23 protein-coding genes and 3 tRNA genes are annotated in these 22,472 nt (G+C 68.2%); 15 read left to right on the top strand and 11 right to left on the bottom strand.

Going from position 1 to position 22,472, the window contains the following annotated elements; translation table 11 throughout:
* The first annotated feature begins 2 nt into the window (after positions 1 to 2).
* Both EP757_RS10115 and eccB read left to right on the top strand, forming a co-directional pair.
* The gene (locus EP757_RS10115) at positions 3 to 1,130 is read left to right on the top strand and encodes a magnesium and cobalt transport protein CorA (protein WP_127544173.1); all 1,128 of its coding nucleotides are present in this window, start codon (positions 3 to 5) and stop codon (positions 1,128 to 1,130) included.
* Between the two features lie 29 nt (positions 1,131 to 1,159).
* A complete protein-coding gene (eccB, locus tag EP757_RS10110) occupies positions 1,160 to 2,386 on the top strand; it encodes a type VII secretion protein EccB (RefSeq protein ID WP_127544171.1) in 1,227 nt (408 codons plus the stop codon).
* A 7-nt stretch (positions 2,387 to 2,393) separates the two neighbouring features.
* On the opposite strand, the gene EP757_RS10105 is transcribed toward eccB, so the two are convergent.
* Positions 2,394 to 2,948, bottom strand: a complete 555-nt coding sequence (locus EP757_RS10105; RefSeq protein WP_127544169.1) for a hypothetical protein — start codon at positions 2,946 to 2,948, stop codon at positions 2,394 to 2,396.
* Between the two features lie 171 nt (positions 2,949 to 3,119).
* Between EP757_RS10105 and EP757_RS10100 the strand changes: the two genes are divergently transcribed.
* Both EP757_RS10100 and EP757_RS10095 read left to right on the top strand, forming a co-directional pair.
* A complete protein-coding gene (locus EP757_RS10100; protein WP_127544167.1) occupies positions 3,120 to 3,644 on the top strand; it encodes a peptidylprolyl isomerase in 525 nt (174 codons plus the stop codon).
* A gap of 23 nt (positions 3,645 to 3,667) precedes the next feature.
* Positions 3,668 to 4,585 carry a rhomboid family intramembrane serine protease gene (locus EP757_RS10095; RefSeq protein WP_127544166.1) on the top strand — a complete coding sequence of 306 codons (918 nt, stop codon included), beginning with the start codon at positions 3,668 to 3,670 and terminating at the stop codon, positions 4,583 to 4,585.
* Here EP757_RS10095 and EP757_RS10090 read toward each other — a convergent pair.
* Positions 4,582 to 4,983: a PH domain-containing protein gene (locus EP757_RS10090; RefSeq protein WP_127544164.1), complete on the bottom strand. Its 402-nt coding sequence runs from the start codon at positions 4,981 to 4,983 to the stop codon at positions 4,582 to 4,584. The genes EP757_RS10095 and EP757_RS10090 overlap by 4 nt on opposite strands.
* 118 nt (positions 4,984 to 5,101) lie before the next feature.
* Between EP757_RS10090 and EP757_RS10085 the strand changes: the two genes are divergently transcribed.
* Positions 5,102 to 5,572, top strand: coding sequence for a hypothetical protein (locus EP757_RS10085; RefSeq protein WP_127544162.1), 471 nt, complete (start codon positions 5,102 to 5,104; stop codon positions 5,570 to 5,572).
* Here the strand turns inward: EP757_RS10085 and EP757_RS10080 are convergent.
* Positions 5,567 to 6,424, bottom strand: a complete 858-nt coding sequence (locus tag EP757_RS10080; protein ID WP_127544160.1) for a transketolase family protein — start codon at positions 6,422 to 6,424, stop codon at positions 5,567 to 5,569. The two genes, EP757_RS10085 and EP757_RS10080, sit on opposite strands and share 6 nt — an antisense overlap.
* Before the next feature lie 5 nt (positions 6,425 to 6,429).
* Positions 6,430 to 7,104 carry a thiamine pyrophosphate-dependent enzyme gene (locus EP757_RS10075; RefSeq protein ID WP_127544158.1) on the bottom strand — a complete coding sequence of 225 codons (675 nt, stop codon included), beginning with the start codon at positions 7,102 to 7,104 and terminating at the stop codon, positions 6,430 to 6,432.
* Positions 7,105 to 7,163: 59 nt separating this feature from the next.
* Between EP757_RS10075 and soxR the strand changes: the two genes are divergently transcribed.
* A complete protein-coding gene (gene soxR / locus EP757_RS10070; protein ID WP_127544156.1) occupies positions 7,164 to 7,607 on the top strand; it encodes a redox-sensitive transcriptional activator SoxR in 444 nt (147 codons plus the stop codon).
* A gap of 50 nt (positions 7,608 to 7,657) precedes the next feature.
* Here the strand turns inward: soxR and EP757_RS10065 are convergent.
* Positions 7,658 to 7,742: transfer RNA gene (locus tag EP757_RS10065), tRNA-Ser, on the bottom strand.
* A 69-nt stretch (positions 7,743 to 7,811) separates the two neighbouring features.
* Between EP757_RS10065 and EP757_RS10060 the strand changes: the two genes are divergently transcribed.
* From EP757_RS10060 to EP757_RS10045, 4 genes are all read left to right on the top strand, one after another.
* Positions 7,812 to 8,774 (top strand): NAD(P)H-quinone oxidoreductase, encoded by a 963-nt coding sequence (locus EP757_RS10060; RefSeq protein ID WP_127544155.1) that lies wholly within the window; start codon positions 7,812 to 7,814, stop codon positions 8,772 to 8,774.
* A gap of 137 nt (positions 8,775 to 8,911) precedes the next feature.
* Positions 8,912 to 9,502: a DUF4352 domain-containing protein gene (locus EP757_RS10055; RefSeq protein WP_127544153.1), complete on the top strand. Its 591-nt coding sequence runs from the start codon at positions 8,912 to 8,914 to the stop codon at positions 9,500 to 9,502.
* 236 nt (positions 9,503 to 9,738) lie between these two features.
* The gene (locus tag EP757_RS43795; protein WP_232050449.1) at positions 9,739 to 10,611 is read left to right on the top strand and encodes a C40 family peptidase; all 873 of its coding nucleotides are present in this window, start codon (positions 9,739 to 9,741) and stop codon (positions 10,609 to 10,611) included.
* A 264-nt stretch (positions 10,612 to 10,875) separates the two neighbouring features.
* Entirely contained in the window at positions 10,876 to 11,406 is a 531-nt protein-coding gene (locus EP757_RS10045) for a YbhB/YbcL family Raf kinase inhibitor-like protein (protein ID WP_127544151.1), read from the top strand.
* A gap of 71 nt (positions 11,407 to 11,477) precedes the next feature.
* Here the strand turns inward: EP757_RS10045 and EP757_RS10040 are convergent, their stop codons facing one another.
* Positions 11,478 to 12,191 (bottom strand): bifunctional 2-polyprenyl-6-hydroxyphenol methylase/3-demethylubiquinol 3-O-methyltransferase UbiG, encoded by a 714-nt coding sequence (locus EP757_RS10040; RefSeq protein WP_127544149.1) that lies wholly within the window; start codon positions 12,189 to 12,191, stop codon positions 11,478 to 11,480.
* Positions 12,192 to 12,469: 278 nt separating this feature from the next.
* On the opposite strand from EP757_RS10040, the gene EP757_RS10035 reads away from it, so the two are divergent.
* Positions 12,470 to 14,458 carry a hypothetical protein gene (locus EP757_RS10035; RefSeq protein ID WP_127554176.1) on the top strand — a complete coding sequence of 663 codons (1,989 nt, stop codon included), beginning with the start codon at positions 12,470 to 12,472 and terminating at the stop codon, positions 14,456 to 14,458.
* 49 nt (positions 14,459 to 14,507) lie between these two features.
* Here the strand turns inward: EP757_RS10035 and EP757_RS10030 are convergent, their stop codons facing one another.
* Positions 14,508 to 15,224 carry a hypothetical protein gene (locus EP757_RS10030; protein ID WP_127554175.1) on the bottom strand — a complete coding sequence of 239 codons (717 nt, stop codon included), beginning with the start codon at positions 15,222 to 15,224 and terminating at the stop codon, positions 14,508 to 14,510.
* A gap of 327 nt (positions 15,225 to 15,551) precedes the next feature.
* Here EP757_RS10030 and EP757_RS10025 point away from each other — a divergent pair, with 327 nt between their 5' ends.
* Positions 15,552 to 17,081, top strand: a complete 1,530-nt coding sequence (locus EP757_RS10025; protein ID WP_127554174.1) for a peptide deformylase — start codon at positions 15,552 to 15,554, stop codon at positions 17,079 to 17,081.
* A 1-nt stretch (position 17,082) separates the two neighbouring features.
* Here the strand turns inward: EP757_RS10025 and EP757_RS10020 are convergent, their stop codons facing one another.
* The gene (locus EP757_RS10020) at positions 17,083 to 18,195 is read right to left on the bottom strand and encodes a globin domain-containing protein (RefSeq protein WP_127544147.1); all 1,113 of its coding nucleotides are present in this window, start codon (positions 18,193 to 18,195) and stop codon (positions 17,083 to 17,085) included.
* Between the two features lie 117 nt (positions 18,196 to 18,312).
* Between EP757_RS10020 and EP757_RS10015 the strand changes: the two genes are divergently transcribed.
* The gene (locus EP757_RS10015; RefSeq protein ID WP_127544145.1) at positions 18,313 to 19,089 is read left to right on the top strand and encodes a CPBP family intramembrane glutamic endopeptidase; all 777 of its coding nucleotides are present in this window, start codon (positions 18,313 to 18,315) and stop codon (positions 19,087 to 19,089) included.
* Here EP757_RS10015 and EP757_RS10010 read toward each other — a convergent pair.
* A complete protein-coding gene (locus EP757_RS10010; protein WP_162521011.1) occupies positions 19,047 to 19,724 on the bottom strand; it encodes a hypothetical protein in 678 nt (225 codons plus the stop codon). The two genes, EP757_RS10015 and EP757_RS10010, sit on opposite strands and share 43 nt — an antisense overlap.
* Positions 19,725 to 20,319: 595 nt before the next feature.
* On the opposite strand from EP757_RS10010, the gene EP757_RS10005 reads away from it, so the two are divergent.
* Both EP757_RS10005 and EP757_RS10000 read left to right on the top strand, forming a co-directional pair.
* Positions 20,320 to 20,409 (top strand) — tRNA-Ser (locus EP757_RS10005).
* A gap of 41 nt (positions 20,410 to 20,450) precedes the next feature.
* Positions 20,451 to 20,523: transfer RNA gene (locus tag EP757_RS10000), tRNA-Arg, on the top strand.
* Positions 20,524 to 21,135: 612 nt separating this feature from the next.
* On the opposite strand, the gene EP757_RS09995 is transcribed toward EP757_RS10000, so the two are convergent.
* Together EP757_RS09995 and EP757_RS09990 are read right to left on the bottom strand one after the other, a co-directional pair.
* The gene (locus EP757_RS09995) at positions 21,136 to 21,933 is read right to left on the bottom strand and encodes a phosphotransferase family protein (protein ID WP_127544141.1); all 798 of its coding nucleotides are present in this window, start codon (positions 21,931 to 21,933) and stop codon (positions 21,136 to 21,138) included.
* 16 nt (positions 21,934 to 21,949) lie between these two features.
* The gene (locus EP757_RS09990; RefSeq protein WP_127544139.1) at positions 21,950 to 22,426 is read right to left on the bottom strand and encodes a hypothetical protein; all 477 of its coding nucleotides are present in this window, start codon (positions 22,424 to 22,426) and stop codon (positions 21,950 to 21,952) included.
* Positions 22,427 to 22,472 lie beyond the last annotated feature (46 nt).

Here is a 22,472-nt window from a genome sequence, read left to right as displayed (position 1 = left end):
ACATGGCTGAGCGAGAACACGGCGCTTGGACCAAGGGTCGGCCTCTCGGCAAACTCTGGGCCGACCGGATGCGGGCGATAAATCCGTTCGCCGCGAACGGCGACCACCCCGACCACCCCGGCCGATCCGGCGACCACACCTCGGTCGTCGACTGCGGCGTCTACGTGGGCGGTGAGCGCCTCGCCGGCGAGTTCACGCCGGACCAGGCGCTGATCGAGGCCTCCCGCAAGGAGGGGTTCGTCTGGCTGGGCCTGCACGAGCCGTCCGAGCACGAGATGGCGGCGATCGCCCGGACGTACGGGCTGCACGAGCTGGCCGTCGAGGACGCCGTGAAGGCCGAGCAGCGGCCCAAGCTGGAGCAGTTCGGCTCGGTCCACTTCCTGGTGCTGCGCACCGCCCGGTACGTGCCTCACCAGGAGCTCACCGAGAGCTCCCAGGTGGTCGAGACCGGCCAGATGATGATCTTCATAGGGGAGCGGTTCGTCATCACGGTCCGGCACGGTGACGCGTCCGAGATGGCGCCGGTCCGGGCCGACCTGGAGACGCAGCGCGCCGTGCTGCTGGAGCAGGGCCCGTGGGCGGTGGCGTACGCGGTGACCGACCGGGTGGTGGACAACTACCTCGAGGTCGCCGACCAGGTGGAGGCCGACCTGGACATCATCGAGGAGGGCGTCTTCTCCCGCGACCGGACCGCCCCGATCCAGCAGATCTACCAGCTGAAGCGGGAGCTCGTGGAGTTCCGCCGCGCGGTGGTGCCGCTGCAGCGCCCGCTCGCCGCGATCACGTCCAGCCACGGCGTGGTCCCCAAGGAGATCCGGCGCTACTTCCGCGACGTCCAGGACCACCTCACCCGGACCGTGGAGCAGGTGTCCTCCTACGACGACCTGCTCAACTCGATCCTGCAGGCGCGGCTCGCCCAGGTGACCGTCGACCAGAACAACGACATGCGCAAGATCGCGGCCTGGGCCGGTATCGCGACGGTCTGGACCGCCTTCGCCGGCATCTACGGCATGAACTTCGAGTACATGCCGGAGCTGGGCTGGAAATACGGCTATCCCGGCCTGGTGCTGATCCTCTCGGTCATCACGGTCCTCTTGTACCGCGCGTTCCGCCGCAACGGCTGGCTCTAGAGATCCACGCTCGCCGATAGGATCGGTGGGTGTCGGAGCTGCATTCGTACCGGTTCGCGGTGCAGCGTGTCGTCGCCGCGGTGATCACGCACGATCCCGATCCGCCGCGCCCGCCGCTGCGCCGGGGTGGTGTCACCGCCCTGGCCGGCCTGCTCGTCGCGGCCGTGGCGCTCGCCGCCGCTGCCGCATACGGCCTGGTCACCGGTCATACGCGGACTTCGCCGACCGATCCGGGCGCGATCCTGCTGGACCGGGTGAGCGGCACGCGCTACGTCTTCCTGCCCGCCGACGGCCGGCTGCACCCTGTGCTCAACTACACATCCGGGCTCCTGCTGGCGCAGGCGGAGCGGCCGGAGTTGCGGTCCGTGCGGCCGGAGAAGCTCGCGGCGGTCCCGCTGGGCGAGCCGCTCGGGATCCCGGGCGCGCCCGACTCGCTTCCGGCGGCGGGCGATCTGCTGACCGGCGCCTGGTCGCTCTGCACGGCCGGCGGCGGGACGACGGTGCTGGTGGGAGCGGCGCCGGCGGGCCGGGCGGAGACGGGCGGTCTTCTCGTACGGGACGGCTCCGGCCGTACACATCTGATCGCCGAAGGCCGTCGCTTGCTGATCCCGACAGGGGCGGAGCGCGCCCTCGGATGGTTCGGCCGCCGGCCCTGGCAGGTGCCGTCCGGGTGGGCCGAGGCGATTCCGGCCGGGCCCGCGCTGACCGCTCCGGAGATCCCGGAGGAGGGTGGACCGTCGGTGATCGCCGGTCGGCAGATCGGTCAGGTGGTGACCGATGGTGACCAGTTCGCGGTGGTTCTGCGGGACGGCATCGCGCCGCTCACCGCTCTTCAGGCGCGTCTGCTGGCACCCGCCACCATGATCGGCGAGGAGTTCCGGTCGTTGCCCGCGTCGGCTTCCGAGGCCGGTTTCGCACCGGGTCTACCAGCTGATATTCCCCAGCTGAGCGATACACCGGCGAGTGCGTGCGTCACCCTTGCGGGCGATGATCTTCCCGCCCTCGTACGAGTGAACGCCCCGTTCGCATCGAGCTCACCCATTTCGGTGGCCCGCGGCCACGGAGCGATCGTGACCACCGACGGTCACGATGTGCATTTGGTCACCGATGCCGGGCTGAGGTTCGAGCTCGCGAGCCGGGACTTGCTCGGCCGCTTCGGGTACGCGGGGGTATCGCCCCTCCGGGTGCCGGAGCGGCTGCTGGCGTACCTGCCGGCCGGGCCGGCCCTGGATCCTGTCCGGGCCGGCCGAGCCTGACGGGCTGTTACCGGGGGTCCTGCTTGCTCTGATCGGTAACCGTGCCGTTGGCAGTGGTGTAGACGACCGGCTCCACGGGCTCGAAAGCCGCATCGTCGGCGCCGACCGGGCGCGACGTGGCGGGCGCCGGCTCGTACTCGTCCCACTGGGCCTCACGGCGACGACGGGCCACGTAGGCGGCGCCGAGTCCGACCGCGGTGCCGAGCAGCGCGTAACCGGCGAGCTTGCCCTTGCGGCTCTGCTTGCGACCGGTCGCCTTCTCGGCCTTCTTGCGCAGCTTCTCGGCCTGCTTCTGCTGGGCCTTGATCTGCTTCTTGGACTGCTTCTTCGTGGTCTTGCCGGCCTGCCGGACGTTGTCCGTGGCCGCCGTGACCAGCGGAGTCAGCGCGGCGAGGGCGCTGTCCCAGCTGTCCGTCGCGGCGCCCTTGGCCTTGCTGGCCGCCGGCTGGACCCGGTCACGAGCCGCATTGATCTTGGGCGAGACGGTTGCGCTCGTCTCGTGTGCGGCCATCGACGCAGCGCGCTTGAAGTGATCCACGCTCTGGCCGAGCTCGTTGCGCATCTTTGCCTTCCGGCGGTTGCGACGCAATGTTGCGAACACCAGTGCCCACCTCCTGTGGTCTTCTCCCAGGCAATGTTGCCTTCTCGGGTACCCCCGCGCCGCCGGATCCCCGACATGGGGGAGGATCCGAATTGCACGAGAACAGTCCCATCACCGCAGACGGGAGTACCCGTGGCCGAGAACATTTACGCCACCCTGCACACCAATCACGGTGCGATCCGGCTTCAGCTCTTCCCGGATCACGCCCCGGCGACCGTCCGCAACTTCGTGGAGCTGGCCGAAGGCACCAAGGAGTACAAGGACCCGCGCACCGGTCAGACCGGCAGCGGCCCGTACTACGACGGCACCATTTCGCACCGGGTCATCGCCGGCTTCATGATCCAGCTGGGCGACCCGACCGGCACCGGTCGCGGCGGCCCGGGCTTCCAGTTCGGCGACGAGTTCCACCCGGAGCTCAGCTTCGACCGCCCGTACCTGCTCGCCATGGCGAACGCGGGCCCGGGCACCAACGGCTCGCAGTTCTTCATCACTGTCGCGCCGACCCCGCACCTGAACCGCCGGCACACGATCTTCGGTCAGGTCGCCGACGAGCAGTCCGCGAAGGTCGTCGACTCGATCGCGAACACCCCCACCGGCCCGGGCGACCGGCCGCGCGAGGACGTCGTGGTCGAGCGCGTGGAGATCGAGCGTTCCTGACAGCTCAAGGTACCTTTGGTGCCATGAGTGAGGCTCCCTCGACGGTCCCGATGTGCTACCGCCATCCGTCGCGGGAAACACTGATCAAGTGCAGCCGGTGCGAGCGTCCGATCTGCACCAGCTGCATGAACGACGCGTCCATCGGCCACCAGTGCCCGGACTGCGTCAAAGAGGGACGCCGTGGTCAGCGGCCGGCACGCACCGCTTTCGGCGGGAGCCGTGCCGGCCAGCTCGGCTACGCGACCATCTCGATCGTCACGCTCAACGTGCTGGTGATGGTGGCGTCAGTGATCGTCGGCGGCCCGCGGGCGATCGCCGGCGGCGGGGGCGGTGGCTTCGGCGGCCTGATGGGCTCCGGCACGTCGGTGACCGACTTCGGCGAGGTGCTCGGTCTCGCGCTCTATCCGAACGGCGAGTTGCACGGCATCGCCAACGGCGAGTGGTACAGGCTCGTCACCGGCATGTTCCTGCACTACGGCGTGCTGCACCTGCTGCTCAACATGATGCTGGTGCTGCAGCTCGGCCGTTATCTGGAAGCCCAGCTCGGCCCGCTGCGGTTCGTCGCGCTCTACCTGATCGCCGGGTTCGGCGGCAACGTCGCGGCCTACCTCTTCCAGGCGCCCAACCAGCCGTCGGCGGGCGCGTCCACGGCCACGTTCGGCCTGGTCGTCGCCGCGATCGTGCTGAACAGGCGCACGGGGCGCGACTCCAGTCAGCTGATCCCGCTCCTGGCGATCAACCTGATCTTCACGTTCACCATCCCGGGCATCTCGATCGCCGGACACCTGGGCGGTCTCGTGGCCGGCGCCATAGCGTGCGCCGTCCTGGTCTACGCGAACCAGCCGAACCGTGCAGTGAAACAGGCGATCGGCAGCTCGGCCATCGTGATCGCGCTGGTGGTGGCGGCCGTCGCGCGGACCATGAGCATCCTCGGCGGCTAGCTGCGCAGGTCGGCCAGCTGCGTCACCACGTCCTCGGGCAGCGCGCCCAGGTCGTTCGCGCTGTAGAGGTAGAGCGCATCGCCGGCGTCTATCTCCAGCAACTCGCTCTTGAGGCCGCGTCGGGAACTGTGCTCCACCCGTACGCACTCGATGGCCGACCAAGGCAGATGCCGGCGGCGGGCGATGCCGGTGACCACCGTGACCCCTTCGGTGTCCGCCGTGAGGCGGACCGGAACCAGAAGATCGCGCAGAGCCCATCCGGTGAGACCGACCGTGATCAGGCCCGCCAGGACCCAGCGCACCGGATCGCCCTGTGCGAAAGCGGCCGCCAGAACCAGCGCGGCGACCGCGCCCATCAACTTCGTGACCGGGAGGACCGGCTTCACGCGCCATTGCATGTCACAACTATGTCAGCGCGTCACAGAATGATCAGCGCCACGTGTGGCGGGTGGCTGTAATCCGATATTCAGCCAGGTCGCCCGACTCCTCATCCGTTCATCCGGCGTTAAACATCACATGGACGTGTTCGCCAGGACGTTCCACCAAGCCGCAGATGCCGGATCGGCCAGCCCGGCCGCGTACCGGCACATGACGATCTTCCGCAACTGCGTCGACCAGGATGACGCCGCCGTGCTCGTGGCCCGCTGTGCCCGGCCCGGCCTTCTCTTCTCCGGCGGTCACCACTACCTGATGCTGACCCAGCGCCGTCTCGTGGTGATCCAGGAGATGCGGCCGTTGCACCGGCAACGGCTGCACCTCAACGCCAACCTGCGCCACCTCGACAACGTGAGCTGGCAGCTCTCCCGAACGGGCATCGAGTTGGCCCTCACCGCCGTCGACGGGGTCCGGGAGAGGTTCCGGTTGAGGCTCGGCTCGTCGGAGGCGATCTGGCGGGTCGAGGAGCTGTTCCGCCAGATGTTCCACGGCCGGCGGGTCGAGGCTGTCGCGCCCGCTCCCCGTCGTGCGGCCACCCTGGCCTTCTCATAGGAACGCTGTGATCGATCGCCTCAATCCGGCCGGGTCCAGACCGTGCTCGCGGGCATGGTCGCGCCAGGTGCCGTAACGGCGGACCTCCGCACTCGCCGGACCGAGGTGCAGGGCCCGGTGCGGGTGGTGGCTCAGGATCTCGCTGATCGGTTTGGCCGAGGTGCCGGCGAGGTAGGGCTCGACCACCACGATCTCCCGATCCATCAGGGCAGTGATGGCTTCTCGGGCCAGGGGCCTGGGCGTGTTGGTGTAGAGGACCGTCACGTCCAGATCCTGGACCGCCTCCAGCACGGGATCCAGCATCGGGCCTACCGCCACGACGAGCGGGCCTCCTCGGCGCAACACGCTGCCGTCGGCGTGCGGTGACCCGTTCTCCTGCACCGACAGGCGCACGTAGACACGGTCGTCGTGGTGCGTCGCAGCGTGCAACATGGCAGCGACCTCGTCACGATGACCCGGTACGTGGACCGTCCAGCCTTCCAGGGTGTCCAGCAACGCGACGTCCCCTGGCGACTGGTGGGTGTATCCCTCGGCTGCCGCGTCGTACGAGGAACCGATGCTGACCAGGACCGCGCCGGCGTCCTGATGGCCGAGGTCGAGCTTGAGCTGCTCGTAGGCCCGGTCGATCAGGAACGGCGCGTAGGAGTGCAGGAACGGCCGCATCCCGGTGAGCGCCAGTCCTCCGCCGACGCCGGCCATCAACTGCTCGCGGATGCCGACGTTGAAGACGCGACCGGGGTGCTTTCTCCGCGCCGGTTCGAACACGTCGCCGGAGATGTCGGCGAGGACCAGGGCCGTGCGGGGATCGTTCTCGAGGATTTCCGTGGTGGTGGCGACGAAGGTCTCGCGCATGACTCTCAGCCTCGCTTCGGTTCGACGGTGGCGACGACGAGGTGGGTGCCCGCCTTCATGAGCGCGATCTCGATGGCGTCGTGATCGCGGCCGTCGACGACGTCGGCACTCCAGCCGGGGAACCTCTGCGCGATCCCGCCCGGCCAGCCGTGCGTCGACGACTGGTTGTCGATGACGATCACGGTGATCGGCAACTGGACGGCGGCCGCGTAGGCGATCGCCTCGTGGTTCGACCCCTCGTCCAGTTCCGCGTCACCGACCAGCACGAACGTCCGGGTCCGGTCGAAGCCCTGAGCCCGCAGCCCGAGCGCGGTGCCGACGGCCAGCCCCAGGCCGTGCCCCAGTGAGCCGGTGCCGACCTCGACGCCGGGGATCAGCATCCGGTCCGGGTGGTGGCCCAGCGGGCTGTCCCAGCCGCCGAGATCGTCGAGCCATTCCTCGGGAATGAACCCTTTGGCTGCCAGGACGGCGTAGTAGGCGGCCGGGCCGTGCCCCTTCGACAGCAGGAACCGATCACGATCCGGCGCGTCGGTGGTCTCCGGGGTGATCCTGAGCACCCGGTCGTAGAGCACCCAGAGCACGTCCAGTGTGGAATGCGCGCTCGGCGCGTGCTTCGCGTCGCCGGTGATCCGGCTCAGCAGTGCGTGCAACGGTTTCGTAGGTGCGCTGATGGCGGTCATGTGTCTAGGCTGCAAGTTGAAGTTCACTTCAGCTCAAGGTTTGTTTGCGAGGGGGTCGCATGGAGTCGCTGACGATCGGCGAGTTGGCAGTCCGCAGCGGGGTCGCGCCGTCCGCCCTGCGGTTCTACGAGCGCGAAGGCCTCATCCACGCCAGCCGGACAGGTGGCAATCAGCGAAGGTACGACCGGGCCGAGCTGCGCCGCGTCGCCTTCATCAAGATCGCCCAGCAGGTCGGCGTGTCCCTCGACGAGATCCGTGAGGCGCTCGCCTCCCTCCCCGAGAACCGAACCCCGACGAAGGGCGACTGGTCCCGCCTCTCGGCCCGCTGGCGCCACCGCCTGGAGGAACGGATCGCCGTCCTGGAACGCCTCCGCGACCAGCTGACGGGCTGCATCGGCTGCGGTTGCCTGTCACTGCAGCGTTGCAAGCTGGTGAACCCGAGCGACCGCCTGGCCGGTCGAGGGGCGGGCCCCCAGATGGTCCTGAACCCACCCGGCGACTGACCGCAGCCCTCGGGTGGGCGGTGAGCGCACGCAGAGCGTGCTGACGGAAGCGGAGGACGTGGGATTCGAACCCACGATGAGTTTCCCCATACCGGTTTTCAAGACCGGCGCCATCGGCCACTAGGCGAGTCCTCCAAGGCGGTGCCGCTCCAGTTTGCCACCCGCCCGAGTTTCGTGTCGTACCGGTGGGGCAGAGTCGGCCTCATGTACGCGATCGTGATCGAGGACAAGCGGCTGGTCTGGGCTGAAGTGCCGGATCCGGAGCCGCAAGCGGGCGAGGTCGTCGTGGACGTGACGGCTTCGGCGGTCAACCGGGCCGACGTGTTGCAGCGGCAGGGGTTCTATCCTCCGCCGCCGGGCGCGCCGGACTATCCGGGGCTGGAGTGCTCCGGCGTGATCAGCGCGGTCGGGGAGGGCGTGACCGGCCATCACGTCGGCGAGCGGGTCTGCGCGCTGCTCGCCGGTGGCGGATATGCGGAGAGAGTCGCCGTTCCGGAGGGCCAGCTGCTACCGATTCCGGCCGGGTTGTCGCTGGTGGAGGCGGCGACGCTGCCCGAGGTGGCGTGTACGGTCTGGTCCAACGTGGTGGACCGGGACCGGCTGAAGACCGGCGAGACGCTGCTGGTGCACGGCAGCGGCAGCGGGATCGGGACGTTCGCGATCCAGCTGGGTGTGGCTCTGGGCGCCACGGTGCTGGTCACGGCTCGCGCGGAGAAACACGAGCGGTTGCTCGCGCTGGGCGCGTCGCTCGCGGTGGATTACAAGACCCAGGATTTCGTACGGGAGGTGCTGGCGTTCACCGGCGGGCGCGGCGCGGACGTGGTGCTGGACATCATCGGGGCGAAGTACCTGTCCCGGAACGTCGAGGTGCTCGCACCGGACGGCCGGATCACCGTGATCGGCATGCAGGGCGGTAGCACGGCCGAGGTGAACCTGGGCGCGCTCATGGCGAAGCGGGGCCGGATCTCGTCGACGTCGCTACGGGCGCGGCCGGCCGACGACAAGGCGCGGATCGTCGCGGGCGTCCGGGATCGGGTGTGGCCGCTCGTCGCCGCCGGACTCGTCAAGCCGATCATCCACAGCACTTTCCCGCTGGCGGAGGCGGCCGAGGCGCAGCGTCTCATGGAGTCCAGCGAGCACCTCGGGAAGATCGTACTCACTCGTTAGAGTGAAGAACTCCCGAGGTATATGCCGGATAAAGTCGGATATGCGGCGAGTCGCCCCGAAGTTGGGCCGTGTCGAACCCAGCATGGACGGACAGCGCGTCCGTTGGTCGCGCCGGTAACCGACCGCTGGGGGATTCCGTGACGTACGCACCGCACCGTTCGCCGCCCGCCGCCGTTGTCGAGGACTACGACGGGCTGGACCCCGGGACGGCGGCGTTGCGCACGAGGCTCTGGATCGCCGGGGGGATCGTCGCGGTCGTCGCGCTGGTCTCCTTCGGCGTCTGGGCGGTGGTGACCGCCGAGAGCCGGCCCCTGGTGGTCGCGACGAGTGCGCCGGGGGCAGCGACGGCCGGGCATTTCGCTTTCGCCGTGAACGGTGTCCGATGCGGTCTCGACGCGGTCGGCCCGGACGGGATGCAACAACGGGCGAACGGCAATTTCTGTCTGCTCGACGTTTCGGTGAAGAACACCGGTTCCGAACCCGAGTTGTTCGACAGCGGCTCACAGCGCGTCTATGACGCCAACGGCGTAGCCTACGCCGCGGCGGAACAGGCCGCGGTGTTTCTCAACGATCGCAACCCGACGCTGCTGAACGAGATCCCGCCGGGTGTCGAGGTGACCGGGGTGCTCCCCTTCGACGTGCCGGTGGACGTCGAGCTCGTCGAGGTCTCGGTGCACGGCGCGCTGTCCACACCGGGCGTACGCATCACCCTCCCACCGGCCGGGTGACCGTAGCGCGTTTATCTTTCCGAGATCGGGGGGATCAATTAGCTGAATCCTGCCCCGGCTCATTCGATGTTGTGTTGGCATGGTCCACGGAATACGCATGGTTGTCCGGGTTCCCATTGCCCACCTTCGACGGAGGCAATAGCGCGGCAAGCAGTATCCGCCGCGCTGCATGGGATTCGCGTGAGTGCCCCGGGCCTATTTCGGAGGCAACACTGCACGGTTCGTCCACCCGCCGGGTGCTGACCGTCGGCGCGTTAGCGCTGGCCGTCATCGCGCCGGCCCTAGAGCCCGCCGAGCACGCCGCGGAGGCAATGCCCGCCGCGCCCCTGCCGGCCACACCCGAGGCCCCCGGCCTCGAACTCCCCGACTTCAACACCGGGCTGCTCCAAGAGCGGATGGCGGCCCAGCAGAGGGCCTCCCGTTCGATGGTGCGCCGTCCCGCGGTGCTGCGGCCCAACGCGCGTCCGGTCGCCTCGCCGGCTCTCCGGCGCCCCGGACAGGCCCTGGCGAAGAGGGCCCAGGCTGCGCAGCGGGCCCAAGCCGTGCAGGCCCAGTCCGAGCTGGCCCAGTCCGAGCTGGCCCAATCTGAGCTGGCCCGGTCCGTGCTGGCCCAACCGGGGCAGCAGCGTTCCCGTTCGGTGCGGCGTGCCGGAACCGTGCAGCGCCGGATCGCCGTGCAGCAGAAGCGGGTGACGGTCGCGAAGCGCGGCGCCCTGTCGGTGCGCAAGACGACGCGGAGCACCACGGTCCGGCGGCTGCGGGCCACCGGCGCCGGCCGGAACATGAACGCGGTCATCGCCTTCGCCCGCTCCCAGGTGGGCAAGCGGTACGTGCGAGGCGGTGAGGGCCCGCACGGTTTCGACTGCTCGGGCTTCACGAAGCGGGCCTACGCGAAGGCCGGGATGAGCCTGCCGCACTCGTCGGGGGCACAGGCGCGCCGCGCGCGTACCGTCTCCCGGTCCCAGGCCCGTCCCGGCGATCTGGTGGTCGGTCCCGGGCACGTCGGCATCTACATGGGCCGCGGCATGATGATCGACGCCGGGAACAGCCGGACCGGAGTCGTCTACCGCAAGATCTACCGCGGTCTGCGAGTGGCTCGGGTCAACTGATAGCAGTAGGCACCCGCCTCAGGACGGGTGCCCACTCGCTCTATCGCAACCGGGCGCGGGGATCTCTGCCGCACACACCCGGTCGGATGTCTGACACAAGAGTCGCCCAGCATGCTCACAGGTACGCGCACCACCTGTGCGTTTACACGTTCGAGTGACCGCTTGCCGCAATGCGGACGAAAGGCGCTCGTGACCTCAGGCGGTTAGTGTCGGCGCATCGTGGGAAGACCTGATCAGTTACTCACCACGCCGCCGGAGGCCTTCATGAGTCTTGACCGCGCCCTGGCTCCCGACCCTTACGATGTCTTGCCGCCGGTCCCGTCCTTCACGGTGACCAGCACGGACGTGACGGACGGGCAGCCGCTCGACGAGCTGTTCGCGCACACCAGCGTGGGCGGGAAGAACCTCTCGCCGCAGTTGTCCTGGTCCGGTTTCCCGGACGAGACACGTGGGTTCGTGGTGACCTGCTTCGACCCGGACGCCCCTACGGGCAGTGGTTTCTGGCACTGGGTGCTGGTGAACCTGTCGGTGTCGGTCACGTCACTGGACCGCGGGGTCGACCCGGTGCCGGAGGGGGCGTTCTGCGTCCGCAACGACTACGGCGAGCAGAACTACGGTGGCTCCGCGCCGCCGCCCGGCGACCGCCCGCACCGCTACGTCTTCGCGGTGCACGCGATCGACGTGGACCGCCTCGAGGTGACGCCGGACGCCTCGCCGGCCTACGTCGGCTTCAACCTGGCGTTCCACACCCTGGCCCGGGCGACCTTGCGCCCGACCTTCCAGGTCCGTGCCTGAGCCAGCACGAAAAAGGGAGCCGTCCACGAAAAAGGCCGCCGGCGAACCGGCGGCCTTTCTCATGGTTCGGGTCAGCCCGGCACCTTCGCCACGCAGAAGACCGACTGGCCGAACGGCGGCCGCACGACCCGCTCCGCGGCCTTGGTCACCGGGAGTACCAGCGAGTCGTAGATCTTGACCATCGGGCCTTCCTTCGGCGCCAGCTTGAAGATGCTGGTCGCCGCGTAGTACCCGATGAGGCCGAGCGCGTTCGCGTAGTGCAACTTCTCGATCTCCAGGCCGGCGTCGACGAACGCGGCCGAGAGGGTCTTCTTCGTGTAGCGCCGGATGTGCCCAGTCGCGTAATCGACGTCGCTCATCGCGAACATGAACGCGGGAACGATGATGATCACTCGACCGCCGGGGCGGACCAGGTCCTTCATGCTGCTGAGCGCTCCGACGTGGTCCTCGATGTGTTCGAGCACGTTGTAGGAGACGGCCGCGCTGTACTCCCCGTTCGCCTCGGGCGACGGCAGGAGCATCTGCTTCACGTCGATGTTCGGATAGTCCGCCATCCGCTCCTTGAGCAGGACGAGACGATCCGGGTCGGCCTCGGTCGCGGTGAACCGCGGGAGGTGCTCCGACCACTCGATCGCGTAGTCACCGAGGCCGCTACCGATCTCGATCGGGTTGTCCCCGAGGTACGGGAGCGCGAGCTCGACGAACCACCGACGGTGGTTCACGGCCGTAGCCAGGCCTTCGAGCACTTCGGACTGGATCCGCTGGTCTCCAGTGATGTCTGCCATAGGTGAGGTTCCCTCATCTTGCCGATCTGAGCTGACAGCGGGACCGGAGAAGTTAACCACTTGACGCGCCTATCCGAAAGTTGACCACCGGTCGTCGGCGATTTTTTGGCCTGATTGAGACATAGGCAGGTCGGGCACTCGTTTGGGTTACGCGCTGAAAGCTTCCTGTGTAGGTGGACACGAAGAGCACGCGGAAAACACGCGTACATATCGGCTCTATCACGCATCGGGCGCTCATCGCTGAACTCTTCGGAACCTCGGTTAGGCTCGCCGATGCTATGACGATTACGGGTTTTGACTCGACAGGCCAGTCAACCGGCGAGAACGTTCTTCCGCCGCGCCAAGCGACCGCCGACGACGACCTGGACGCGGAGCTGATCGCCCTTGAGGGCGACGTGCGGGTGAGTGCGCCGGCCGCTGTCGCGCCGGTTGTGGAAACCACCGAAGAGCAGGCGATACGTCCTGCTCGGCACCGCCTTCCGTGGCGTGCGCTCACGTGGCGCGACGTGCTGGCGATCGGCTCGTTCCTGGCCGTCGCCCTCTTCGTCACAGCGCCGTTGTGGCTCAATCTTGATCATGAGTTGCGTGATGATCCACAAGATCAGGCATTCTTCGAGTGGATGCTGGCGCACGGTGCCCGCGTGCTCACGGATGGCGTCTATCCGTTCTTCTCGGACCGTCTGAATTACCCCGACGGGGTGAACATGATGGCCAACACCTCGGTGTTGGCCGTTTCCTTGCCACTGACGCCGATCACTCTTCTCTTCGGCCCGCATGTGGCGTTCAACGTATTTCTCACCGGCGCATTGGCATTAACCGGTACTTCGTGGTATCTGGTGCTCTCGCGCCGGTTCGTCACCTCTCGGCTGGCGGCCTGGGTCGGTGCCCTCTTCTGCACCTTCGCGCCGAGCATGGTCTCGCACGCCGGCGGCCACCCGAACATCGTCTCGCAGTTCCTGGTCCCGCTGATCATCTGGCGGACGCTGGAGCTGCGCACCCCGCGCCGGGCCATGCGCAACGGGCTGATCCTCGCCGGGCTGCTGATCTGGCAGGCGTTCATCAACCTCGAGATCCTCTTCATGACCGCTGTCGGCGTCGGCATCTTCTGCGTGGTCATGGCGATCGTCCGGCGCAGGACGCACCGCGGCGAGGTCTTCACCTTCCTGCGTGCCCTCGGGGTGACCGCGGCGGCGACGCTGGCCGTGCTGGCCTACCCGCTGAGCGTGCAGTTCTTCGGGCCGCAGAGCTATCAGGGCCTGGCGACGTTCGTCCGCAACTTCGGCGCCGACCTGGGGTCGTTCACGGCGTACGCGAGCCGTTCGGTGGCCGGCAACGAGACGGTCGCGGCCGGTCTCTCGCAGAACCCGGCCGAGGAGAACGCCTTCTTCGGCTGGGGCCTGGTCATCCTCTTCCTCGGTCTGGTGCTGTGGATGCGCCGGTCCGTCGCGGTGCTGACGCTCGGCGCGATCGCGGTCTTCTTCGCGGCGATGTCGCTCGGACCGCGCATTTACCTGAACGGGGTGAACACCGGAATCCCCGGCATTTGGTCGATCATGCACAGCATCCCGGTGCTCGACTCGGCGGTGCCGACCCGGTGGGCCATGGCCATCGCGCCGATGATCGGCATCGTGCTCGCCCTCGGCTGCCAGCGCGCCGCCGACATGATCCGCACTCAGCCGCAGTCCCGCGGCCCGGTCCGGGTGGCGATGATCACTGCGGTGGCGATGGCGCTCGTGCCGCTCGCGCCGACCCCGCTGCAGACCACGCTGATGGACCCGGTCCCCGAGTTCGTCACGTCCGGCGCCTGGAAGCAGTACGTGGACGACGACCACACCCTGGTCGCGCTGCCGCTGCCCGACTCCACCTATCCGGACCCGCTGCGCTGGACCGCGTACACCGGTCAGGACATGCGGATCGCCGGGGCGTACGCGCTGCTGCCCAACCAGGACCCGCGCAACCCGGACGACCGCACCGCGATCTTCTCCCCGCCGTGGCGTCCCACGAGCGGCCTGATCACGTCGGTCCGGCAGGGCAACCCGATCCCCGAGATCACCGACACCCGTCGTGAGATGGCCCTGGCCGACCTGCGCTTCTGGAAGGCCGGTGTGGTCGTGCTGACGCCGCAGGCCCGGGACATCGAGATGCTGCGGACCTTCTCCGAGCTGATCGGCTTCCGGCCCACCTGGACCGGTGGCGTGTGGATGTGGGACGTCCGCGCGCTCGTCGACGACCCGGACGCGACGGTCACCGCGACCGCCAAGGGCTGAACCGTGGAGAGCCGCATCGTGGCCGGATGTCTCCGGCCACGACCGAGGCTCACTTGATGCAGCAGCCCGGGCAGACCTTCGGCTTGGGCAGGGTGAACGCGAGGCAGCAGGTCTTGCGGCGCACGTCGAGCTTGCCGTTGTGGCTCGGGTAGAGCTCGACGAGGTCCCGGACGCCGAGGGTGCCGAGCAGGCGGTCGATGCTCTCCGCCGACGAGCCGGGCAGGACGTCCGCCGAGCGCAGTACGCCGTAGGCGATCCCGGAGGCGAGCGACCCGAGCAGGGTGCGCTTGCCGAGCCGGACCTTGCCGTGGATCGCGTCGAGCAGCGGCTCGAGGTGCTCGTCGTAGATCGACCGGCGGAACTCGGCGAGCAGCGCGTCCTCATCGGCGACGACGCGGACCTGCGGGTGGCCGGTCAGCGCGAGCGGGTCACCGGGCAGGACCGCGACCACGGTGTCCGGCCGCATCCCGAGGGTCACGAGCGGGCGCGGGTCGTCGAAGTGCATGATGGCGTCGGTGGCGTTCAGCAGTGGGACGCGGCGCGCGGAAGCCCAGCCGAGCACTGCCGGAAGGGTGAGCCAGTAGGTGTACGCCTTCCAGGCGAGCGCCGCGGCGGCGTGCGGCTGAGCGGTCCAGCGGCGGGTGGCGTTGCCGAGCAGTGTCTCCAGATGCACGTCGGTCAGCCGCGCGGCAGGCTGCCAGCCGGCCAGGTCGTGCACGACGAGATCGGGCGCGAGCCCGGGTATCTCGGTGCTCGTGCCGAACATCGCACGCAGCGTGGTTGTCACCGGAGCGAGGGGCTGATCGGTGAGCCGCGACCGGGTGAGTTCCAGGGTGCTGCTCACAGGCACCGCTTCTCCTCGCCGGGATGACTTCCAAGAGGTCTGAGGCGACCCACCGTACCCGGTTAAGGGTAGCCTAACCACACCCAGGAGCGGGATCTTTCGGACGAATACCCTCGGCAAGAATTACTTTACGTAGCGTTGCTGCCCTGTCGGATTCGTCAAGGTATCTGTCGGCAACGCGCTACTAGCACCTTGTGGACACGGAGAGCCAGCGACACTTAACGTGCCGTCGCGAAGGGGACATCCGTGATGACCACCTCGCCCATTGAACGGGCCGCAGATCAGTTCGTTACGGCGCTTGCGCAATGGCGGGTCGAGCGCGGAATGACAAAGAAGCAGCTTGCCGCGCGCATGGGCTTCGATCCCTCCTACGTCAGTCATGTCGAGGGGCGTCGCCACAAGCCCACCGAGGACTTCGCCAGGCGAGCCGAGGCCGTGCTCGGCGCCGGCGGCATGATCTGGCAACGCTTCCAGGAGTACGACGAACTCCGGCACGCCCGAGGCTCGGCCCTGCACCGTGACCCTCCGGTGCCGGTCCAGTGGCTGCCACCGGGGACCGGGCTGGTCGTCGAGCAAGAGGTCGCCGAACTGGCGTACACCGACGGAGCCTACCGCTGCCACGTGCGCCGGGACCTCTACAACGCCGGAGTCGAGCCGGTCACCCGCTATCTGGTGAAGATGGCGGTGGATCGCTACCCGCACGACCCGGCCGGCTCCAACCGTCACCACCGCGACAACCCCCTCAGCTTCGAGGAGATGGACGTGCGCGCGCTGGCCGGTGAGGGGAACGCCGCCGAGCCGATGCAGTGGCGGGTCAAGCTCGACCGGGACGCGGCGAAGGAGATCTGGCTGCTCTTCGCGAACGAGCGCGGCCAGTTCCCGCTCTACCCGGGCGAGCGGACCACGATCGAGTACGCGTACACGGTCGGCGAGGAGAAGTGGGGCCAGTGGTTCCAGCGGGCCGTCCGCCTGCCGACCCGATCACTGACCGTCCGGCTCAACTTTCCGGAGAGCTTCGAACCACAGGTATGGGGTGTGGAGGCGTCCCTCGCCGCCGAGGTACCCGTCCGCACCCCGCTGGAACGCCGCAACGAGGGAGGTCGCGCCATTTTCGAGTGGTCAACCGACGCGCCCCTGCTCAACGCCAGGTACCGGCTGGAATGGCGGTACCGCGGCGCCGATGCTCCGATCTACGACGAATTAGGGCCGCCGGAGCCGGCCCTGCCACGTGCCTCGCATCGGATGCGGGGCATCGGCATCATCCAGCGCGGATCCGATCTGCTGCGGCAGCGGGCCCGCCATTTTCAACTCCCGCGTGAGGGCAATGCCGCTCAGGAGACCGTGACCCGGCTGCTCACGTCGCTGGGCCGGCTGCAGGACCTGCACGAGTTCAGCAAGGGCGTCGGTCTGGCGGCCACCCAGATAGGGGTGCCCGTGGCGGCCGCGGTGGTTCAACCTCCGGAGTACGACGTACAGCCCGTGGTTCTCCTGAACCCCCGGGTGGTCGGCGAATCCAGTGAATGCGACGACCAGTACGAGGGCTGCCTCTCGTTCTTCGACTACCGGGGGCTGGTGACCAGGCCGTTGCAGATCGACGTCGAGCACGCGCGGTTCGACGGGACGAGGGTGGTCACCCGGTTCGAGCGGGCGCTGGCCCGGCTGATCAGCCACGAGATCGACCACCTCGAAGGCCGGCTCTACGTGGCTCGGATGAAGCCGGACGCCAAGCTGGTGCCGGTCGCCCAGTACCAGCAGACCGGACGGCCCTGGGATTACTGACCTAGGCGTCAGTGAAGCTGTCGTACTTGACGCGCACCGAGGGGACCTGCAGCTCGGCCAGGGTCTTCAAGGTGGCCTTCACCATCCGGCCGGAGCCGGAGACGAAGAAGTCGTGCTCCTGCCACGGGCCGTACCGGGCGACCACGTCCGAGATGTTGCCCTGTTCACCGGGGAACGTCGGATCGTTGCTGCAGGCGGTCACCACGGAGAGCCAGGGATACCGGGCGGCGAGCCGGTTCAGGTCGGCGAGGTCGTACAGATCCTCTCGGGTCTGCGCTCCGAAGAAGACGTGCACCCAGCGGGTCCGGTTGTACCGGGTCAGCTCCTCGAGCAGCGACTTGATCGGCGCCAGGCCGGTGCCGCCGGCCACGAACACCGCGTCCCGGGTGGATCGGCGGTCCAGGGTCATGTTCCCCATCGGCGCGGCGACTTTGATCATGTCGCCGACCTGAAGACGGCGTACCAGGGCGCTGGAGACCCAGCCGGCGCCGACCGCACGGACATGGAATTCCAGGGTGTTGTCGCGCCGCGGCGCGTTCGCCGGTGAATAGGTGCGCCAGAGCCGGGGCTGGTACTTCGAGCACTCGATGCTCAGATACTGGCCCGCCCGGAACTCGAGCGGCTGCATCGGCAGCGCCGTGAAGACCGCGATGTCCCGGGAGCGGCGCTCGTGCGCCACCACCTCGGCGTACCAGTACGGCGGATTCGGGTCGGCGTCGGCACCGGCCAGCATCTTCGAGGCGATCACCGCGTACGCGTCGGCCCACGCCTGGTCGTACTCGACACCCCACTGCTCGCCCGCGAAGGACCGCATCGCCTCGATCAGAGCCCCGCCCACGACCTCGTAGTGCTCCGGTTCCACGTGGAACTTGCGGTGGTCCCGGCCCAGCCCGCGCAGGTAGTCGTCGAACCGCTCCGGGTCCTCGAGCGTCTGCACGGCCGTGACGATGGCGCTCAGCAGCCGGGTGCGTTGCACGTCCATGTGCACCGGGAAGAGGTCACGCAGATCCGGGTGCGACAGGAACATGCGAGCGTAGAAGTAGCCGGCCACCTTGTCCTGATGTTCCTCGACGAGGCTCCAGCTCTCCTTGAGCAAGCGTGCGAGGTCTCCCATGGATTCAGGGTGGTCAGCACAGTCGGGAACACGACGCACCAAAAGTGCGACTCGTCATAGTCCCCGGTGTGTCGCTTGGTGAAATGGGGGCGTTTGTGTCAGCCGTAGAGTTGCCACGTGACCCTCGAAGACAGTCAGCGGGCCACCCGCAGGGTGTACACCGTCGAGATCGTGATCGTCCTGCTGCTGTCACTCGGGCAGTCGGCCGTCTACGCCATCGTCTCGCTCGCCGCCAAGCTCACCGCGACGGTCCCGCTGGCGCAGCAGACCGCCACGCTGAACCCCAGCCGTTCGCCCCGGCCCTACCTCGACCTGACCTATCAGCTCCTCGGCGTCTTCTTCGACCTGATCCCGGTCGCGCTCGTGCTCTACCTGCTCTTCCGCGACCACATCTCGCCGACCCGGGAGCTCGGCATCGACTACCGCAGACCCCGCTTCGACATCGGCTGGGGTTTCGGGTTGGCCGCGGCCATCGGGATCCCCGGCCTTCTTCTCGTGTACGTCTCACTCCAGCTCGGGATCAACGCCCAGATCGTGCCGTCGGCGCTCGCACCGTACTGGTGGACGGTGCCCGTACTGATCCTGTCGGCTCTCCAGAACTCGATCGTCGAAGAAGTGATCGTGGTCGGGTACCTGATCACGCGCTTGCGGAACATGGGCCTGTCACCGCTCTGGCTCATTACGATCTCCGCGGTCGTACGCGGGTCCTACCACCTCTATCAGGGCTTCGGCGCATTCGTCGGCAACGCGGTGATGGGCGTCGTCTTCGCGCTCTTCTTCCTGAAGACGAAACGGGTGATGCCGCTGATCGTCGCTCACGCGCTCCTCGACATCACCGCGTTCGTCGGCTATCAGCTGCTCCCCGACGACTGGCTGAGCTGGCTGCGCGTGTAGTGCTTGCGGGCCCGGACCGCGGTCGTCTCGATCGTGTTCCGGCCGGCCAGGACCGTCGCGACCAGACTCGCACCCGGCAACGCCCTGTCGACCACGCGGATCGCGGCCCAGGCAGCCAGGATCCTGATCGGCGCCATGACCGGGGCGCAGGCCAGCACGTCCTCGGCCCGTTCCGGCGCCACCGGGTCCAGACCATGAATCGCGGCCAGGTGCAGCACCAGCTCGGCGTGCGTGATCGCGGCGCTGCCGGCGATGGCGACCGGGGCGTACGGCCCGGCGGCCGCGCTCAGAGCGCCACGCAGTCCCGCCGCGCGGGTGAAACGCTGAACCGTCAGGCGGATCAGGCCCTCGGCGGTGGCCGCCGGGTAGGTCGCCCGCAGCGTCGCCACGTGGTCACGGGCGCGGGGGCCGAGGGTGCGGACCGCTTCGTGGGCCAGTGTTGTCGGGGCCTTCGCGGGGTCGGCCAGCAGTCTCGCCAGCAGGTCGTGGGGCTCCGGCGCTCGGTGGTCGGCGGTGCGGACCGCCTCGAAGATCGGCAGGTCCGGTGTCGGCTCCGGCTTCGGCAGCACGGCCGGGGCTGTCTTTCTCGGAGTCGCTGCCTTCTTCGCCGGGGCTGCCTTCTTCGCGGCTTTCACCGGAGTTGCCTTGATCGGGGCTGCCTTTGCCGGGGTTGCCTTCTTTGCGGGCCTGGCCTTCTTCGGTTCCGTGGCGGGTTGCGACCGGGCGGGCTCAGGTTGAGTGGCCTCCGGCTGAACGGCGTCCGGTTGGGCGGGGTCGGCTGAGGACTTCGGCTGGGCGGGGACGGCCTTGCGGGTGGGTCTGCGTGCGGGCGGGGCCTGTTTCCGGGGTTCTGCGGGCCGCACGGGTGTTTCCGCCGTACCGGGAGATGGGGTTGAAGGGTGACCTTGGGCACTCGCGTCGGGACGCGGGGGTTGAAAAGTGACCGCCGGCGGGGCGCCGCGTCGACCGGCACGAGCCGGAGCCTGCTCGGCGGGAGCCTGGCCTGCTGGGGCCGTCTGCTCGGGCGTGGCGAACGGCGCCCGCGGATCACGAGCGCGCGGGGCCTCCCGGCGGGTGTTCTCCTCCATCGAACGAAGCCTAGTCGCTGACCCGACGTTTCGCCTGTTGGCGACACCTGGCGAAGATCTTCGGCGGGTCGGATGCGGCCCTCTTTGTGCGGCCCGGAGCGGGTCCGGTATTCTCAAGCCTCGGTGACCTTCGGGGCACCGGGGAGACTTCGCCTAGTCTGGTCTATGGCGCCGCACTGCTAATGCGGTTTGGGTTAACCGCCCATCCCGGGTTCGAATCCCGGAGTCTCCGCGCGAAAGTCGGTGTTGTAGGCTGACTGAGCAACACAGAGAGCGCCCGTAGCTCAATGGATAGAGCATCTGACTACGGATCAGAAGGTTAGGGGTTCGAGTCCCTTCGGGCGCACTTTTTGAAAATGCCGTGACCTGCGGAAATGCGGGTCACGGCATTTTTGTTTCCCATTCTAGGGCCGCCGAAATCCCGTTATCTGGGACGTGGTGATCCTGTGGTGATCGGTTGTTCTGGACTGGCCTGTCTGCCCTGGTGTTGACCAGGGCTTTTGCGTCCGGACGTATCCAGGGCTGTGTCGGCGTCCTGCCGGTCCGCCGGTGTCCTGCCAAATGGCTGGCAGTCGGGCAAGGCCGCTTGAGCTGCGGTGTTGCCTGGTGAGCCGGACGGTGAGGCGATCCCGCTTCGCCGGTGTGGCAAGCGGTCGATGCGCGTCCGATTCGGAGTTGCCGAAATCATTGAGCGGCGCCCTTACTCGGTGCCGGGTGATCCCGCGGGTGATCCGCCGTTTCGGACGTGGATTCGCCCTGGATGCGGACGCTTCGCGGTGCGCCATCAATCGCACTTGATCTATGCCGCGGTTCACGCGATGGTTCGTGCACCAGCCGGGGCTGAGCTGACCGGCTGGCACCGTGGCGAATGGGTCGTAGGCAGGCCTTCGCTGTGGCAGCGCCGCCGGGCTCCTCGTTTACGGGGAGTCCGGCGCGTGGCACCGCCCGGGAGCGAGTGTTAGTTGGTCGAGGCGGTGTTGCTGGTTCGGAGTCGATACGTGGACCACTTCGACGTCCAGGCCGCGAGGTCATGTATCCAGGCTGCGGTTGATCCGGCCGCCTTGGACGCCCACTTCTCCGCGTTCTTCGTCGCGAAGTAATCCAGGACGCCTGGATCCGTCGACTGCCATGCGGGATGGCGCGCCAGCCACCGGTCGGCTTGCTCCGGCGTGTGGCCGGCGCTGATCAGCCACGGCGTGAGCATGGCCAGCTCAACCCACGGTGCTGCTTTGGTTGCCATCGCCCAGTCGACGATCCGCAGGCCGTGCGGCGTGACGATCAGGTTGGCCGGGCCGAGATCGGTATGAACGAGCGCATCGCCGTTCATCGTCGGGTGCTCGAACCCGAGCCGTGCTTTCGGGCTGAACAGCGGCACGTCGAGTGTCGGCGTCTTGCCGAGCACGGTCAGTGCCTGACCGAGTAGATCGAGGTCAGGGCTTCCCGGTGACAGGTCGGCGTGAGGGCCTTCGCAGTGCTCGTAGCCCACCACCAGCCAGTCGGCAGCTTCGAAATGCCACAGGACCACGGGCGAGAGAGGCCCGCTAAGGGCCTCACTCACCCGCAGCTCGAAGCGCAGTGACCGGACCGCGAAGTCGGTGCTGGCTGCCTTGACGAACACCCGACCGTTGGTTCCGGTGACGGATGCGGCTATCTCCGCGTGGTCACCGGTGGTGGCGGGTGTGACGTGAGTTCCGCCGACGCGGCCGGCTACCTCTGTCGTGACAGCCTCGGGCAACGCGGTCCAGTCAATGCGCATCGATCAGGTCGTCCTCTCAGATCCCCGGGTTCGGCGGGCAGCAGGACTTCGCCTCGCCGTCCCAGAACTCGGGGTCGATGTAGTAGCCGGTCGCCTTGAGCGCCTGGTGGGTGTACTCCATGGAGGAGCCGTCCGCCATGCCCTCAGTAAGGATTGGCACGTGGTGGACGAAGTCTCCCGCGATCTGCTGGCAAGCGGCGGCGTACGGCTCGGTGTGTTGCAGGGACACGTGCCAGGCCGCGTCGACCGGTTCGGTCGGCACAACTCGGTACGAGCGGCCGTCGGGCAACAGCCGGCCGAAGTCGGGGTCGTGCTGCGAGTCGGCGTGTGCCTTGAGCATGAGCAGCATCTGTCCGACGGCCCGTCGGGCGTAGGCCTTGGTGACTTCCTGTACGGCGGCGAAGTGCAGGGCCAGCTTTTCGAAGGTCTCCGGGTCAACGAGGGCCTGCGGGTCTTTGTCGGCCTGAATCGGCAATGCGGTCGCGAGAGACACGACTCCTCCTTGGGGGTGTATGGATCGCCGGCGCCTGATGCGCCGG

Source organism: Actinoplanes sp. OR16 (assembly GCF_004001265.1).
Lineage (GTDB): Bacteria > Actinomycetota > Actinomycetes > Mycobacteriales > Micromonosporaceae > Actinoplanes.
Note: the sequence above shows the minus strand (reverse complement) of the source record. Positions and strands in the feature narration are given on the sequence as shown.

Coding starts and splice junctions, on each gene's coding strand:
- EP757_RS10060 (WP_127544155.1), top strand. CDS start 7,812: ATGTACGCGATCGTGATCGAGGACAAGCGGCTGGTCTGGGCTGAAGTG.
- EP757_RS10075 (WP_127544158.1), bottom strand. CDS start 7,104: ATGACCGCCATCAGCGCACCTACGAAACCGTTGCACGCACTGCTGAGC.
- EP757_RS10095 (WP_127544166.1), top strand. CDS start 3,668: ATGAGTGAGGCTCCCTCGACGGTCCCGATGTGCTACCGCCATCCGTCG.
- EP757_RS10090 (WP_127544164.1), bottom strand. CDS start 4,983: ATGCAATGGCGCGTGAAGCCGGTCCTCCCGGTCACGAAGTTGATGGGC.
- EP757_RS09995 (WP_127544141.1), bottom strand. CDS start 21,933: ATGCGCATTGACTGGACCGCGTTGCCCGAGGCTGTCACGACAGAGGTA.
- EP757_RS10030 (WP_127554175.1), bottom strand. CDS start 15,224: ATGTTCGGCACGAGCACCGAGATACCCGGGCTCGCGCCCGATCTCGTC.
- EP757_RS10025 (WP_127554174.1), top strand. CDS start 15,552: ATGACCACCTCGCCCATTGAACGGGCCGCAGATCAGTTCGTTACGGCG.
- EP757_RS10020 (WP_127544147.1), bottom strand. CDS start 18,195: ATGGGAGACCTCGCACGCTTGCTCAAGGAGAGCTGGAGCCTCGTCGAG.
- EP757_RS10080 (WP_127544160.1), bottom strand. CDS start 6,424: ATGCGCGAGACCTTCGTCGCCACCACCACGGAAATCCTCGAGAACGAT.
- EP757_RS10085 (WP_127544162.1), top strand. CDS start 5,102: ATGGACGTGTTCGCCAGGACGTTCCACCAAGCCGCAGATGCCGGATCG.
- EP757_RS10040 (WP_127544149.1), bottom strand. CDS start 12,191: ATGGCAGACATCACTGGAGACCAGCGGATCCAGTCCGAAGTGCTCGAA.
- EP757_RS10035 (WP_127554176.1), top strand. CDS start 12,470: ATGACGATTACGGGTTTTGACTCGACAGGCCAGTCAACCGGCGAGAAC.
- EP757_RS10115 (WP_127544173.1), top strand. CDS start 3: ATGGCTGAGCGAGAACACGGCGCTTGGACCAAGGGTCGGCCTCTCGGC.
- EP757_RS10105 (WP_127544169.1), bottom strand. CDS start 2,948: ATGCGCAACGAGCTCGGCCAGAGCGTGGATCACTTCAAGCGCGCTGCG.
- EP757_RS10045 (WP_127544151.1), top strand. CDS start 10,876: ATGAGTCTTGACCGCGCCCTGGCTCCCGACCCTTACGATGTCTTGCCG.
- soxR (WP_127544156.1), top strand. CDS start 7,164: ATGGAGTCGCTGACGATCGGCGAGTTGGCAGTCCGCAGCGGGGTCGCG.